The sequence below is a fragment of the Nocardia sp. CC227C genome (assembly GCF_030767025.1).
GTDB lineage: Bacteria > Actinomycetota > Actinomycetes > Mycobacteriales > Mycobacteriaceae > Nocardia.
Genome location: NZ_JASITE010000026.1, coordinates 1 through 13,694, shown reverse-complemented (window position 1 = coordinate 13,694; position 13,694 = coordinate 1). Strand labels below are relative to the sequence as shown.

Below are 13,694 nucleotides of genomic sequence, written 5' to 3'. Positions count from 1 at the left end.
AGATTCATGAGTTTCCTGCTGCGCCGTAACCTGCCCCTGGCGTGGGCCGGCTGGTACGACAACTTCGAACGCGACCCCGAGGACCCGGTCCAGAAACCGTGGCTTCATCTCGGTGACGGCAGCCCTGCGGACATCAACGGCCTCGGTGAGCTGCACATCCCGTCAAATTATTCGTCTACGGATGGTGGCGGAGAATCGTATGCCTACCAGCCATTCACCCCGAATTGGGGTATCGAGATGGAGCTTTGGTATCCAGTCGAAGGGTTAGCGGCGCAACACTTTCTTGTCTACTTCTCAGACAGTTGGACTCGAATTGGTGCGGCATTCGTTGATATGTGTGGGATTTGGCTACGCCACGCGCCATTGGCTGGAGGTGACGATATCAATGTTGGTGAACATGCAAACCCATACACGCCTGGCACCTCTATCGCGGCGTGGGACAGTCCAGTCAGCTTCTACGGTCAAACCCTGACTCTTCGCATCTGGATCGATAATGACGAATGGCTACGGGTGTGGCTCAACAATATCTATGTCGGCTCGTGCGTCATCAGGCCAGGTTTCAAGTTCGGCCCGGATCGCCGCTGTGTACGCTTTTTCAACAATGCGTTGTGTGATGTGTGGATGCGGTGGGTCGACCACTATGACCGGACCTCCAGCATCCCGCCGAAAACTGTGTGGACCTCAACGGTTTTCGCCGATGACTTCGACCGCGCGAACGGCGCGGTCGGCAACGGCTGGACACAAATCGGGTCGAACGCCGAAATCGTCAACAACTCGTGGTCGACAATCGGCACCACCAACGGGTCCCGTGGACTCATCCGCGATACTGGCGTAACTTCCGGCCGCATCCGAGTCGAAGCCACCGTCGGCGGGAACATCGGCCCGTCCAGCACCTCCGACTCCAGTTTGGTCATCCTGTCGAACTCCGCAGGAACCGAAGGGCTCGCCGGCCGGATTCTGTCGGGCCGACTCTACATCAGCCGCTACTCAACCGCACTGTCGGACGATCCGCCGACCTTCCACGACCTCGACACCCAAACCGACGGCGTAGCAGTCGCTTCCGGCGACAAGGTCAGTTTCTCTCTCTACGGCAACGCCCTCTGGATCGAGATCAACGACACCCCGAAGCTATACGCGCACACCACCTTCGCCACCGTGCCCGTGACCAATAGCTGGGCAGGGCTGCGAGTTGGTCGGCTGTCCGGCTCCGACTCGAACAGTTGGAACGACGTCACCATCCACCAAGGCGTCTAGCCGCACTCGCGGCACATGCCTATTTCCCCGATGGCGATACGCCCGCGGCTGAATCGTGGGCGCTCGAAATCTAGGACCTCCCATGACCATCGGCAATATCCCCATCGTCGACACGCTGCTGTTGGTGCCCGGCCAAGACCTGCTACACGAAATCCAGCCCGCGATCGGCGACCAAATCCCACCCGCCACGACCATCGACCTGGTCATCTACGACACCACCGACACCGTCCTAGCGACCTGGCCCGCGCAGGTCACCACGCAGGCTGCCCGCTGGAACGTCGCCAGCGAACTCACCGACACCATCCCGATCCCCGCCAGCTTCCGCATCTACGTCCACTACAGCGACGGCGTCGACCAGTGCTGGTTCCGCGGCCACGTTACCCGCGAGGAGTAAACATCCCATGGCAATCTCTGTACCCGCCACTCGGCAAGCCCTGGCCGATCATTTCAAGACCCTCGGTGTCACCAGCACCGACACCGTGTACGTCAGCCTGCACACCGCCGACCCCGACAGCACCGGCGCCGACGAAGCGACTGGCGGCTCGTATGCGCGCCAACTCGGCACCTGGACATCCGGCAGCGGCGGAACCCTGTCTATGGCGAAGCTGACCTTCTCAGGCATGCTGGCAGGCACCTACACCCACGCCGGACTGTGGAAAGTGTCCGCAGGCGGCACCAGCGCCGACTTCGTCGCCGGTGAAGCCTTGAACCCGAGCATCACTCTCGGTGGGACCGGCCCGATTGACGTCACCCCGTCGTTCACGATCTCGTGACCGCGTCCGCCACCCTGTGGCGGGCCAGCACTCCTGGCGTCCCGAGTCGTGTCGTACCGCTTCCGGTGGGTTCTCGGCGTCGGCTGCCGGGCGGCATCATGCACACTCCGCCGCCCGGTGGTGTCGCAGACTTCGCCGCGACCGGTGTCCTCACCATGGCCGCCACGCCTGCGGCAACCGTCGAGTTCACCGCCGACGCCACGCTCACCGCTTCCGGGATCGCCAGCACGGCACTCGATCTCACCTCGACGGGTGTCTTCCAGTTCGCGACCGCTGGTGCGGTCACCGACTTCACCGCCGTCGGGACGCTCGCCCTCGATGCGGTACCGGGTGTCACCGAGGCGATCTCGTCGATCGGTGCGCTCGCGTTCACCGCCACTCCGCACGCCACGGTCGAATTCACCAGCAGCGGTCTGCTCGCTGCACCGGCTGTCGCGGCAGCCACCGCACCGTTCACCAGTACCGGCACACTCGCTGCCGCGGCGACCTCGTTCGCGCCGTCCGGTATGACGAAGTCCGGCAGCAACTACAACATCCCGTCCTCTGCCACCGAAGTCCCGACCTGGACTGCGGACACCAGCGGATATCCGGGCTCGACATTGTCGGGCAACGGGCTCGTCGCCAATGGCAGCAAGACGTCAGCGTCGCTATCTTCTTCATGCTCGATCACCAACACCCAGGCGATCGGCGTGACCGTGACCCTGTACCTGTGGGTCAACGGTGTCCTGGTCAAGACCGGGACCGGTGCCAGCATCGCCGCGTTCTCGTCCGGAACCGCCACCGTCAGCCACACCATGGACATCTCCAGCGGTGACGTCGTCACCCTGCGTGCATCGGCGTCGGTCGCGAACTACTGCCGGATCAACACCGGCGCCAGTTCCTACGTGCGTATCACGTAGAGGGGGACAGGAATTGACCAGCCGAAGCATTGCACCGCTGCCCCATGGATCGGTGTTCCAGCTGCCGCGACGCGCGGTGTACCAGCCACCTGCGTTGCTCGAATACTCCGGCACCGGCACGCTCGGATTCGCGGTATCACCGTCCACCACAGTCGAATTCACCACCACCGGCATACTCGCCGCCCAGTCGACGCCAGGCGCGGCACCCGCGTTCACCGGTAGCGGCACAGTGGGCGCCGCAGCGGTCGCCGGGGTGTCGTTCAACGACAGCTTCACGCGCGCCTCACTCGGCTCCAACTGGACTGTCGGCGCCGATGCGCCGGTCATCGCCAGTAACCAAGTCCGGGCCGGGACGACCGGCCCGAACAGCGCCACCACCTACTACCCAGCGCTGTGGGCCACCACCCATACAACCGACGGGCAGGAATCGGTGATCGTGCTGGTCGCACCCGCCAGTGATAGCGACCTGAGCTTGGGTGGTGGAGTGATCGTCCGCGGCAATGCGGCCACCCTCGATCGGGTCGAGTTGATCGCTACCGCCACGAGCATGACCATCTACACGGTCATCGGCGGGACCCGTACGCAGCGGGCCACTGCCAGCGTGACCGTGAATAACCTTGTGACGATCCGCCTGTCCGCCGTCGACAACGTGTATCGCGGCTATCTCGGTGGTTCCGCGACGACACCTTCGGTTACCTGGACTGATGGCGGTGGTCTCATCCCGATCGACAGCACTACCCGCCGCACCGGCATCGTCGCCGTCTCCGCCAAGGATAGTGGAGGCGCAGCCACCTACGGGTGGGAGCTGGACGACTGGATCGGCCGCAACATCTGAAATAGCCCTCTGTGCCTCAACGAAACCCGCCCCGACCCCACTTCATGGGTCGGGGCGGGTTTCGCTGTTCCGGCGTCAGTATTGCGGTGGTATTGGCGGTGTGGGGGAGCCGCCACCGGTGGGTTGGGTGAATTCCGTCCATTGGCGGCCGTCGAACCATCGCAGTGCCCCAGCTCTGTCTGGATACCAGCCGGGCGGTGGGGAGGCGGTGATTGGCGTCGCCATGATGATGGGCGGTGGACGTTTGTCCCCGACGCGTTTCAGTGCGCGCACGACAAGGTAGACCAGTCCTACTGTGCCGAGTGCCAGGAACATCAGCGCGAGTTCGAACGAGCCGTACCCGGCGGACGCGGCCATCGCTACGAAAAGAACTCCGCCGGCGGCGTAGGCCCAGACTGGTGTGCCTTGCTGGTAGGGCGGAACGGGACGTGCGGACTGCGCGGCCGTTGGTGTTCGTACGGGCGGTGATTGCCCGGACTGTGCACCGTGAGGCGTGGGCAGTGGTTGTCCTGCGGGATAGGGCTGGCCTGGCGGCAGTGGGTGGTTCACGGGTACCCCTGGGCACGATCGACGGTATGCCAGACGATCGGCGGGGTGTCGGGTTGCCGTTACGTCGCTGGCTTTCGCGCAGCGTAACCGACCGCGACACCGGTTGAGGAGGGCCGAAGGTCGGCTTCCGCTATTCACGGTGGGAAGTTGGCACAGAACGTCAGTGCGTGCGCTATGCCCGCCATCGCAGGCAGCGGAACGCTTCGGCGAACCTGTGCCCGCTTTGCGCCCCACGCACCGCGGCGAGCCCACGCAACGCTTCTTCGGAACGGGTGTGTGGATGAGGCCGCCACTGGCTCGTGTGTAGGCGGAGTCCGTCGATCTTCCGGTCGAGGTCCATGGTGGTGAGACCGACGAAGAAGTTCACGGTCGGGTGGGTGGAGTGCCCAGTCCACGGGTCGCCGACTTCTTCGTAGGCGAGGACGAGGTCGGGTTGGTGGCGGTAGGTGCCGGGGCCGGGTCGTAGGGCGCTCACGGCGGCGGCACCGACGGCCGCGTGGTCTTGGTTGTAGCTGCTCGGGTCGGGGATCACGACGACGGTCGGTTCGAGCGCGGTCACAGTGAGGGGATGATCGCCGCGTTCGAGCAGGTCGACGAGTTCAGTGTCGGGCACGGTATCCAGGCGCAGGTTGTATCGATCGCCCGGAAGCGCGAGATGGGAGCCGTCCAGCGGCCAGAACGCGGCGGCGTTCGCCATCTCGCTTCTGCGCTGGTCAGCGGTGGACAGGCCCGCGGCGGAGTAGTCGCGGATATCGGCGATAGTCATCCACAGCACGAACACCTGCCCGCCGTCATGTTTGACGCGGCTGATCAACCCTCCGCACCCGATCGCTTCGTCGTCAGGGTGCGGAGCGATGACCAGCAGCCGGTGGTGGGACCAGTTCACGGCATAGTCGCCTGATAGGCCGCCCAGGCGTCGCCGATGATGTCGGCCAGGTCGGGGCGCTGCGGTTTCCAGCCGAGCACGGTGGCGGCTTTGTGGGCGGCAGCGACGGACACTATGGCGTCGCCGGGGCGGCGTCCGGCTTCGGCGACGGGGAACCGTGCGCCGGTGACCTGTTGGACGGCGTTGATGACTTCGCGGTTGGTGTAGCCGTTGCCGTTGCCGAGGTTGAAGACGTCGTAGCGGCCTGGCTGGATGTTGTCGAGTGCGGCGAGGTGGGCGGCGGCGAGGTCGGCGACGTGGATGTAGTCGCGGACGCAGGTGCCGTCGGGGGTCTCTGTGTAGTCGGTGCCGTAGAGGGTGAAGGTGTCGCGGGTGCCTGCGGCGCATTGCAGCAGAATCGGGATGAGATGAGTTTCGGGGTCGTGACGTTCGGCCAGCCAGCGGCCGTCGCTGGTTTGGACGGCTCCGGCGGCGTTGAAGTAGCGCAGTACCGCGGCACCGAGGGGTGTGTCGGGGCGTCCGCATTCGCCGGCGATCATCATGTCGATCGCGTATTTGGTGACCGCGTACGGGTTTTGAGGGACGATCAACGATTCTTCGGTGAACGGTGGCGTTCCGGAGTAGAGGCTACCGGTGGAGGAGAACACGAGCCGGGGTGTGCGGGCGGCGCGGATCGCGTCGAACAGGGCGAGCGTGCCGCGAATGTTGTTGTCCCAGAATCGTTCCGGGTGGGCTACGGAGTCGGCGACTTCGATTTTGGCGGCGAAGTGCAGTACGGCGTCGAAGCCTGCGTCCGGGGTGAGGATCTGGGCGACGTCGTGCAATGGCTTCTGGGCCAGGTCTGCGGTGGTGGGGACGTTGTCGGCGTGGCCGGAGGACAGGTCGTCGAGGACGGTCACGTCGTGGCCTGCGTCGACGAGTTGCTGGGCGACGACGGAGCCGATGTATCCGGCGCCGCCGGTGACGAGTGCGCGCATGTGTTGGTCCCCTTCGGTTAGTCGTTGTCGGTGTCTGCGGCGCATCGGAAGCCGAGGTCGAAGCATGAATAGTCGGGTGTGCACGCGATGCGTTCGGTGGTGCGGACCTGCCAGCGCAGATGCTTCCAACTGCCGCCGCGTACCACGCGGTAGCCGTGGAGCATAGCAGCGGCCAGTGCCGGGTCGTAGGTCGCTGACGGGTCGTAGGGGCGGTAGCTGCTGGCGGTCCATTCGGCGACGTTGCCGGCTATGTCGGCGACCTCGAACATGGAGTCGCCGCCGGGGGAGTAGGCGCCGACCGGGGTGGTGCCGGGTGTGCAGCCGTGCTGGTCGTAGCGTTCATGCCACCATGCCCGCCACTGGTCGAGGGTCTGGATGTGGCCGGCCCATTGTTCGACACTGTTGACCAGCAGCGGGTTCCAGTCCGATCCCCACGGGTAGGGCGTCCATGCGGGTCCGTGGGCGGCGTATTCCCATTCGGCTTCGCTGGGTAGTCGCTTGCCTGCCCAGGTGGCGTAGGCGGTGGCGTCGGCGTGGTTGACGTGCACGACGGGGTGGTCGGGCCGGTCGGTGACGGCGTCGACGCGGGGGGCGGGGGTGTGCCAGCACACGCCGGGTTCGCTCTGCCAGTAGGCGTGCCCGTAAACGAGCCCGAACCCGCGCTGTTCGGCGGCGGTGGCGTAGCCGGTGGCGTCGACGAAGTCGGCGTAGTCGCGGTTGGTGACGGGTGTGCGGTCGATCTGGAAGGTTGGGATGTCGAGAAGATGTTGGGGGCCTTCGTCTTCGAACCAGGCGCGGTCGTAGGGCTGCTGCGCGGCGATGGTGTCTAGGTGGTGGTCGGGGGCGCCGATCTCGACCGTGCCCGCCGGGATGGTGATCATGTCGCGCATGGTCAGCCTCCCATGAGGGCGGCGAGGATCTGGATGTCGCTGCCGGGATGCGTGATCGGGGTGTCGAGACCGTGGAGGGTGCGCACGTCGGTGTGGTTGAGGCACACCAGCGCCCACGGCGCGATTCCGTTGTCGGTCATGAACCGTTTCCGCAACGGCGGGTAGCGGTCGCAGAACCAGGTGAGCGCTTCACCGACTGTCGCTGCCTCGCAGGACAGTTCGGTCATGGAGGCTTCGGTGTTCCAGCTGGGTGGCACGGTGAACGCGACGGTGGTCATCGCGCGGCCTGCCCGGTGACCGACAGGATTTCGCGCATCCAGTCGAGGGTGAGACCGATTCCGTCGCGCAGAGATGTGCTGGCTTGCCAGCCGAGCATGTCGCGGGCGCGGCTGGTATCGGGGCGTCGTACCGCGACCTCGGCGGCGCGGGCGGGCACGATCTCGAGGTTGCCGGAGCCGGCGAGTTCGACGACGAGTTCGGCGAGTTCGGCGATCGTCACTTCGTCGTCGTTGCCGATGTTCACCGGCCCGAACGCGTCGTGTTCGAGGGCGCAGAACAGGGCGTCGACGAAGTCGTCGATGTAGATCAGTGACCGGGTCTGTTTCCCGCCGCCGGCGATGTGCAGGGTCTGGTGGGTCAGGGCAGCCGCGCAGAACGAGGCGACGACGCGTCCGTCGTCGGGCCACATGCCGGGGCCGTACACGTTGAACGGGCGCACGACGGCGACGTTGGTGCCTTGACGGTGGTGGGCGGCGCAGGCGGCTTCGAGGACGCGTTTGCCTTCGGTGTAGGCGCTGAACGGGCCGATGGGATCGCAGTTGCCGCGGTAGGTTTCGGTCTGGGGGTGTTCGAGCGGGTCGCCGTAGATTTCGGAACTGGACGCGCACACGATGCGGGCGTCGGAGCGGGCCGCGAGGTCGAGCATGGTGAGGGTGCCTACGGAGCTGGCGAGGATGGTGTCCAGCGGCATGCGCGTGTTGGCTTTGGGGCTGGCCGGGCAGGCGAGGTGCACGATGTGGGTGACGCCGACGAGGTCGGCGACCGCGACCGGTTGGGTGATGTCGGCGCGCCGGAAGGTGAACGACGGGTTCTCGCGCAGCGGTTGGATGTTGGCGTAGTTGCCGGTCGACAGGTTGTCGATGGCTGTGACGGTGTGGCCGTCGGCGAGGGCTTCACGGCAGACGTGGTGGCCGATGAATCCGGCGCCGCCGGTGACGACGATGTGTTTCCTGGTCATTGTTGTTCCTCGATCGGTGCTAGGGGTTAGAGGCGTTCGATGTGTGGTGCGGGGGTCAGGGCAGCGCACGCGTCGAAGACACGCGATGCGGTGCGGATCAGTGGATAGTCGAGGCCGCGGTGCGCGACGAGCAGCGCCAGCAGGTCGGTGTGGGCGACCATGTCGGGCGTCAGATCGGTGAGGACGCCGGGATGGTGTCCGAGGAGTGGGTCGACGACGGTCACGTCGGCGCCGCGGCTGCGCAGAATGTCGGTGACCTTGAGGGCGGCGGAGTCGCGGACGTCGGCGACGTCGGGTTTGTAGGTGGCTCCGACGACAACGATGCGCGGCGGATCGGCGGTCGGCGTGCAGGTGGTGAGGATGCGGTCGGCGACGTAGCCGGGCTGGGCGGTGTTGATCGCCATGGCGGTGTCGATGAGCTGGCAGGTGCGCGCGTCTTCGTGTAGCCGCCACGACAGGTAGGCGGTATCGGAGGGCAGGCAGTGCCCGCCGGCTCCGACGCTGGGCCGAAACTCCATGTACCCGTACGGTTTCGTGGCGGCCAGGCTCAACGCTGCCCAGACGTCGACACCGAGATGGCGGGCGTGTTGGGCGAGTTCGTTGACGAACGAGATGTTGAGTAGCCGGAAGGCGTTCTCGATGAGTTTGGCGACTTCGGCGGTGCGGATGTCGGGTGCGGGGACGACGGTGTCGATGAGCCCCTGCCAGAACTCGGTGACCGCGTGCAGGGACTCGCTATCGATGCCAGCGACGATCTTCGGTATCCGGGCGATGCTCGCGATCCCGGAGCCGGGGTTGAGCCGTTCGGGTGCGTAGCCGAGGTGGAAGTCTCGGCCCGCCCGTAGTCCCGAGGTTTCGAGGATCGGCGCGAATACTGTTTCGGTGGTGCCGGGGTAGCTGGTGGACTCCAACGCGACGAGGCATCCGGGGCGCAGGTACGGGGCGAGGGCTTTCGCTGCGGCTTCCACACAGGACAGGTCGGGTTTGTCGCCGATGACGGGTGTGGGGACGGCGACGAGCGCGACGTCGAACTTGTCGAGGGCGTCCGTGTCGCTGGTGGGCCAGTAGCGTCCGGATTCCTGCGCTTGGCGCAGCAGGTGGGAGGGGACGTCGCTGATATAGGAGTCGCCGGACCGCAATCGGGTGATCCGGTCGGGGTCGGTGTCGAATCCGACGACGAGGTGTCCGGCTTGCTGGGCGAGCATCGCCGCCGGTAAGCCCACGAATCCCTGCCCGATGACGGCGACTCTGCGGTGACCGGAGGTGCGTGCTCGTGTCGAGGAGGCGCTGTTCATTGTGGCTACTCGGTGCTCTCGGTGCGGGCGTGGTCGGCCAGGCGCGCCAGCAGGTCCACGGGGTCGAATCCCATGGCGCGCAGCTGGCTCGCGGGGAATGTGGCGGGGTTGTTGTGCCAGACGAGGAACAGGTGTTCGGGTCCGACGAGGCGTGTGCCTGCGGCGGCGGCGAGTTCGACGGCTGCCTGGAACAGGTGTTGCAGTTCCGGGTTGGGGGTCGAGATCTCGGAGGTGTTGTCCTCGTTGGTCATTGGGCGGGGTTCCTTTCGTGGGTGTCGCATTGGGTGTGGGGGAGTCGGCGCCAGCCGCGGGCGACGTCGTCGGTGAGGTCGCTGTAGGCGTTTTCGAGTTCGGCTAGGCGGGTCCAGGCGGCGTGGACGGTGTCGCTGCCGGGGTCGCAGGTCATCAGGACGTGGAAGGCGGTGGCTGCGGCGGCGGCCATGCGGTCGATGAGCGTTCCGACGGTTTCGGTGTGCGCGCGGGCTTGTGGGTGTGGGGGTGGGGTGTGGGTGGCGACCCAGCAGTCGACGGCGGTGACGAGTTCGCCGCGCAGGCTGTCGATTTCGGCCCGTCGGTGCGGATGTTCTTGGCGGCGGCGATGTAGTTCGGCGAGCTGTGTGGCGGCGTCACTGAGTGGGGTCTCGTCGCGGTCGCTGCGGTGGAACGCTTCGAGTAGCTCGTCTTTGCTGGGGAACCGGTTCGCCGCTGCTCGTGAGCCCTCTACGAGCAGCGGGCGTGTGCGGCGTTCGTCGAGCAGGCACATGGCTCTAGCCGCTGGTGTTGGAGCAGCGGGCCAGGGCGGTGGCGTATTGGCGGCACCGTGGGCCGTGATCGGCGTGTTCAGTCAGACTGTGCACATTCATTGACGACGATGTGTCCACGACGCGCCTCCGTTGGGCGGTGGGTAGGTGCAGCACCCGAGCATCGTTTCGCCCGGCAGGGGTTCCGGTCGGTGACGTGTCCCGCGATGAGGGAAGGACGGGAATGTCCGGTGCTCGGGTGCTGACTTCCACCTTGGTAGCGATCACCAGCGGAAAGAAGTGACTGGCGGTGTACTGCGCGAGTACTCTGCGGTACACCGAGTCGGCTTGCAGGGGTACCGATGAGCACATGCGCGCGGTGGACCGGTGTTGAAACGAAAGCGTTCAGGGAAGCGCTGCGTATGCACCAAGGGCCATTCGCTGAGTACGTCGGGGCGTCACTGGACGCTGTCAAGAAGTGGGAGGTGCGAGGCGAGACAATCCGGCTGAGTGGCCCGTACGCAGCGAGGATGGATGAGAAGCTAGCTTCTGCGGACAGCGCTGTGGTGCAACGCTTCTGGTCGATTCTGAAGTCACCAGCTACCGTGAGCCTGAGCGCGCCTGACCCTGTTCAGGCATCGCTGGAGGTGGACGCTGAGGATTGCGTCGTGGTGTCGGCGCGCACCCTCTCGGGAGAGGTGGTCTTGGTGTCGATTCCACGGCGCAGCTTCGTCCTCGGTGTCGGCGCTGGTGTGGTCAGTGCCGCAGCATCGAGCCGGGGTGTGACCGGCAAGCCGTCGCCAGGCAAAGCGATGGCTGCAATGTTCGCCGACTCGACCGTCGATCACGTCGGTCATTTCGACAACCTTCGAATGGTCCTCATCGAATCCGACAACGTGTACGGGGCCGCGGAAACGCTGCCCCATGTGCTCAGCGCACTGGATCTGCTCAAGCATTTGTCTTCCGCTAAGGTCGGTGATGCGCAGGGCCTTCTACGAATGAAGGCTATGTTCGCGGAGACTGCTGCCTGGCAGTACCAGGACCAGAGAGACTTCGAGCGCGCTCAATTCTGGGCAGCGAAGGCATTGCAGTGGTCCCATCAGCTCGCCGACGACTACTACGTCGGTCTCTCGCTGGTTCGCATGAGTCAGCTCGCCTGCGACCAAGGTGACGCCGATGAGGCAGAGCAGTTGGCGAGCGCAGCTCACCGCAGCGCTCCACACGACTCGTTGTTCGCTGCTGCTGCGCTGACGTTCCGCGCTCATGCGTTGGCGTTGGCGGATGATCGAGGCGGTTCAGGGCGTATCTACGATGAGGCGCGGGAGGTTGTTGATCGCGCTGATCATGATCCCAAATGGGGCATGTTTCTCGACCATTCCTACATCGACGCCCATCAAGCACACACGTTTAGTGAAACTGGGCAGTACGGCCGGGCCACAACGCAATTTGTAGATGCGATGGCGCGGATGCAGCCTGGATACCCTCGCGATAAGGGGGTGTATCTGGCTCGGACCGCTGTGGCCTACATGGCTGCGGGGGAGATCGAGCCGGCCGCGGCGTTGGGGAAGCGAGCGCTGGAGATCGGTGCTGGAACGCGGTCGGCACGCATCCTTCACAAGGTGACAAAGTTGTCGGGCATGATCGATCCTGCCAGTACGCAACCAGGCGTCGCGGAGTTCCGTGACGCGTTCTCACAGTGGGAGGCTCAGGAGTGCCCCGACCGTACGTAGCCCTCTCGGTCGCCGTCAGCCTTGACGGCTACATCGATGACACCGTCCCAGAACGCCTATATCTGTCCAACGACCGCGACTTTGACGGCGTCGATGCCCTGCGGGCGGGGTGCGACGCGATCCTTGTCGGTGCTGAGACGGTACGCCGGGACAACCCGCGGCTATGGCTCCGCAGCGCGGAGCGGCGCCAGGCACGCGTCGCTGCGGGTAAACCTGCAAACCTTCTGAAAGTCACGGTGACCCGTTCCGGCGATATCGACCCTGATGCGCGGATGTTCCATCACTACGTCGAGGCGGGTAAACCCTTGGTGTACACCACGATGGAGGGCGCGGAGAAGATCGGTTCTCGGCTCGATGCCGTAGGCGAGGTTGTGGGTATCGCCGACCCAGACTTCTGGGGGACGCTGCTGGAAGACCTTGGTCGGCGAGGAGTTGAACGCCTCATCGTCGAAGGCGGTACGCATATCCATACCGCGTTCCTCGAGGCGGGCTTGGCGGACGAGCTGCGATACGCGGTCGCGCCTCTACTGATCGGCCAGAGCGATGCCCCCCGATTCGTCAACCCTGCCGATTTCCCGGGGGGATCGCGTCGTCGGCTCGAATTCGTGGACGCGACTGTTCTTGACGATGTCGCCGTGCTGCGCTACCTGCCTAAGAACACGAGCCGGACCGCTCCAGGTCAGTAGCGGTCGTCTTCGAGCTGCCGTGTGCGTTCGTCAGCATCGACCCCTTCGTCATCCAACTCCGCGAGAAGGTTCCATGTCCGCGTGGCGAGGTCATCGCGAGGGATTCTGACGTATGCGCCGTGGTCGCCCGCAGCGATGCCGTCGACGAGTGGATGGGTGAGGACGTCGAAAACGGCGGACACTTCCTCCGTGGTAGGCGGCGGATCGATCAGCGGTCGGGCGGCTCGGGTGATGTCGAGGGCGGTGAAGGCGCCGTCGCAGTCGTCGAGGATGTCGAGGACGAGCCCGAGCACAGCGTCGGCGCGGTTGGCGGTCACAGGCTGTCCTCGCGGGGGCTGAGCGCGGATTCGGGGAACCATTGGCGCAGGGTCAGTTTTTCGCGGCCGTTGCCGGTGGTGAGGGTGACTTGGACGAAGCCGAGCCAGCCGCCGGTGCTGGTGCGTGCCCAGGCGTAGAGGAGGCCGGGGTGTAGGCCGGACAGGTCGAGTCCTTCAGCGCGGACGCGCAGGGGCAGGCTGTTGGCGGCGAAGCGGGTGCCGCCGGAGGGGAGGGCTTTGCTGATGTCGACGGTGACGGGGCGGGGTGGGTCGACATGGCGGCGCAGGGTGAGATCTCCGGTCGTGCCGTTGTCGAACATAGGTTCGAACTATAGCGCGAGGTTGATCGTGTCCGCGAGTGGCTGCGCGTTAGCTGGTGTGGTGATCGGTGAGTGGTGTCGCGCCGGTTGGTTGGGTGCCGTGGTCGGTGGTAGTGCGGGATACAGCGGGTTTTCGCGTGAGAAGTTGGGTGTCATGATGACACTCGAATCTGCGGGATAGAGCGGGAAAATGCGTGAGAGCAGGAGAAATGCAGGGAGAGCATAATTCCAGCTCAGGCCATCTCTTGTCCGCGTCATCCCTGCTCAGGAGGCATTTCGGCGCATCTACGAGATGATGAAGAAGGA

General features: G+C 65.3%; 18 protein-coding genes. 7 read left to right on the top strand and 11 right to left on the bottom strand.

Features of this window, described 5'->3' with window-relative positions; genetic code table 11:
• The first annotated feature begins 6 nt into the window (after positions 1-6).
• The 5 genes from QMO76_RS33020 (at position 7) to QMO76_RS33000 (ending at position 3,761) form a co-directional block, all read left to right on the top strand.
• Positions 7-1,254, top strand: a complete 1,248-nt coding sequence (locus tag QMO76_RS33020; RefSeq protein ID WP_306365293.1) for a hypothetical protein — start codon at positions 7-9, stop codon at positions 1,252-1,254.
• Positions 1,255-1,336: 82 nt separating this feature from the next.
• The gene (locus tag QMO76_RS33015; protein ID WP_306365292.1) at positions 1,337-1,648 is read left to right on the top strand and encodes a hypothetical protein; all 312 of its coding nucleotides are present in this window, start codon (positions 1,337-1,339) and stop codon (positions 1,646-1,648) included.
• Between the two features lie 7 nt (positions 1,649-1,655).
• Positions 1,656-2,027 carry a hypothetical protein gene (locus QMO76_RS33010; RefSeq protein WP_306365291.1) on the top strand — a complete coding sequence of 124 codons (372 nt, stop codon included), beginning with the start codon at positions 1,656-1,658 and terminating at the stop codon, positions 2,025-2,027.
• Between the two features lie 65 nt (positions 2,028-2,092).
• Positions 2,093-2,926: a hypothetical protein gene (locus QMO76_RS33005; protein WP_306365290.1), complete on the top strand. Its 834-nt coding sequence runs from the start codon at positions 2,093-2,095 to the stop codon at positions 2,924-2,926.
• A 52-nt stretch (positions 2,927-2,978) separates the two neighbouring features.
• Entirely contained in the window at positions 2,979-3,761 is a 783-nt protein-coding gene (locus tag QMO76_RS33000) for a hypothetical protein (RefSeq protein WP_306365289.1), read from the top strand.
• Positions 3,762-3,836: 75 nt separating this feature from the next.
• Here the strand turns inward: QMO76_RS33000 and QMO76_RS32995 are convergent, their stop codons facing one another.
• The 9 genes from QMO76_RS32995 to QMO76_RS32955 all read right to left on the bottom strand — a co-directional run bounded on the left by QMO76_RS32995 (position 3,837) and on the right by QMO76_RS32955 (position 10,358).
• A complete protein-coding gene (locus tag QMO76_RS32995) occupies positions 3,837-3,986 on the bottom strand; it encodes a DUF2510 domain-containing protein (protein ID WP_306365412.1) in 150 nt (49 codons plus the stop codon).
• 496 nt (positions 3,987-4,482) lie between these two features.
• On the bottom strand, positions 4,483-5,196 hold the full coding sequence (locus QMO76_RS32990) for a PIG-L deacetylase family protein (protein ID WP_306365288.1): 714 nt from the start codon (positions 5,194-5,196) through the stop codon (positions 4,483-4,485).
• Positions 5,193-6,173: a UDP-glucose 4-epimerase GalE gene (galE, locus tag QMO76_RS32985; RefSeq protein ID WP_306365287.1), complete on the bottom strand. Its 981-nt coding sequence runs from the start codon at positions 6,171-6,173 to the stop codon at positions 5,193-5,195. The genes QMO76_RS32990 and galE overlap by 4 nt, the downstream gene beginning before the upstream one ends.
• Before the next feature lie 17 nt (positions 6,174-6,190).
• A complete protein-coding gene (locus QMO76_RS32980; RefSeq protein ID WP_306365286.1) occupies positions 6,191-7,063 on the bottom strand; it encodes an SUMF1/EgtB/PvdO family nonheme iron enzyme in 873 nt (290 codons plus the stop codon).
• A 2-nt stretch (positions 7,064-7,065) separates the two neighbouring features.
• On the bottom strand, positions 7,066-7,341 hold the full coding sequence (locus tag QMO76_RS32975; RefSeq protein ID WP_306365285.1) for a hypothetical protein: 276 nt from the start codon (positions 7,339-7,341) through the stop codon (positions 7,066-7,068).
• Entirely contained in the window at positions 7,338-8,300 is a 963-nt protein-coding gene (locus QMO76_RS32970; RefSeq protein WP_306365284.1) for an NAD-dependent epimerase/dehydratase family protein, read from the bottom strand. Before QMO76_RS32970 ends, QMO76_RS32975 begins: the two co-directional genes overlap by 4 nt.
• A 26-nt stretch (positions 8,301-8,326) precedes the next feature.
• The gene (locus tag QMO76_RS32965) at positions 8,327-9,595 is read right to left on the bottom strand and encodes a nucleotide sugar dehydrogenase (RefSeq protein WP_306365283.1); all 1,269 of its coding nucleotides are present in this window, start codon (positions 9,593-9,595) and stop codon (positions 8,327-8,329) included.
• Positions 9,596-9,600: 5 nt separating this feature from the next.
• Entirely contained in the window at positions 9,601-9,846 is a 246-nt protein-coding gene (locus QMO76_RS32960; RefSeq protein ID WP_306365282.1) for a Clp protease N-terminal domain-containing protein, read from the bottom strand.
• Positions 9,843-10,358 (bottom strand): DUF4254 domain-containing protein, encoded by a 516-nt coding sequence (locus QMO76_RS32955; protein ID WP_306365281.1) that lies wholly within the window; start codon positions 10,356-10,358, stop codon positions 9,843-9,845. The genes QMO76_RS32960 and QMO76_RS32955 overlap by 4 nt, the downstream gene beginning before the upstream one ends.
• A 507-nt stretch (positions 10,359-10,865) precedes the next feature.
• Here QMO76_RS32955 and QMO76_RS32950 point away from each other — a divergent pair.
• Together QMO76_RS32950 and QMO76_RS32945 are read left to right on the top strand one after the other, a co-directional pair.
• A complete protein-coding gene (locus QMO76_RS32950; protein ID WP_306365280.1) occupies positions 10,866-12,065 on the top strand; it encodes a M48 family metallopeptidase in 1,200 nt (399 codons plus the stop codon).
• Complete coding sequence (locus QMO76_RS32945; RefSeq protein WP_306365279.1) at positions 12,047-12,751, top strand: dihydrofolate reductase family protein; 705 nt, start codon at positions 12,047-12,049, stop codon at positions 12,749-12,751. The genes QMO76_RS32950 and QMO76_RS32945 overlap by 19 nt, the downstream gene beginning before the upstream one ends.
• Here QMO76_RS32945 and QMO76_RS32940 read toward each other — a convergent pair.
• A complete protein-coding gene (locus tag QMO76_RS32940; RefSeq protein WP_306365278.1) occupies positions 12,745-13,068 on the bottom strand; it encodes a hypothetical protein in 324 nt (107 codons plus the stop codon). The genes QMO76_RS32945 and QMO76_RS32940 overlap by 7 nt on opposite strands.
• Positions 13,065-13,388: a hypothetical protein gene (locus QMO76_RS32935; protein ID WP_306365277.1), complete on the bottom strand. Its 324-nt coding sequence runs from the start codon at positions 13,386-13,388 to the stop codon at positions 13,065-13,067. Before QMO76_RS32935 ends, QMO76_RS32940 begins: the two co-directional genes overlap by 4 nt.
• Positions 13,389-13,694: the final 306 nt, after the last annotated feature.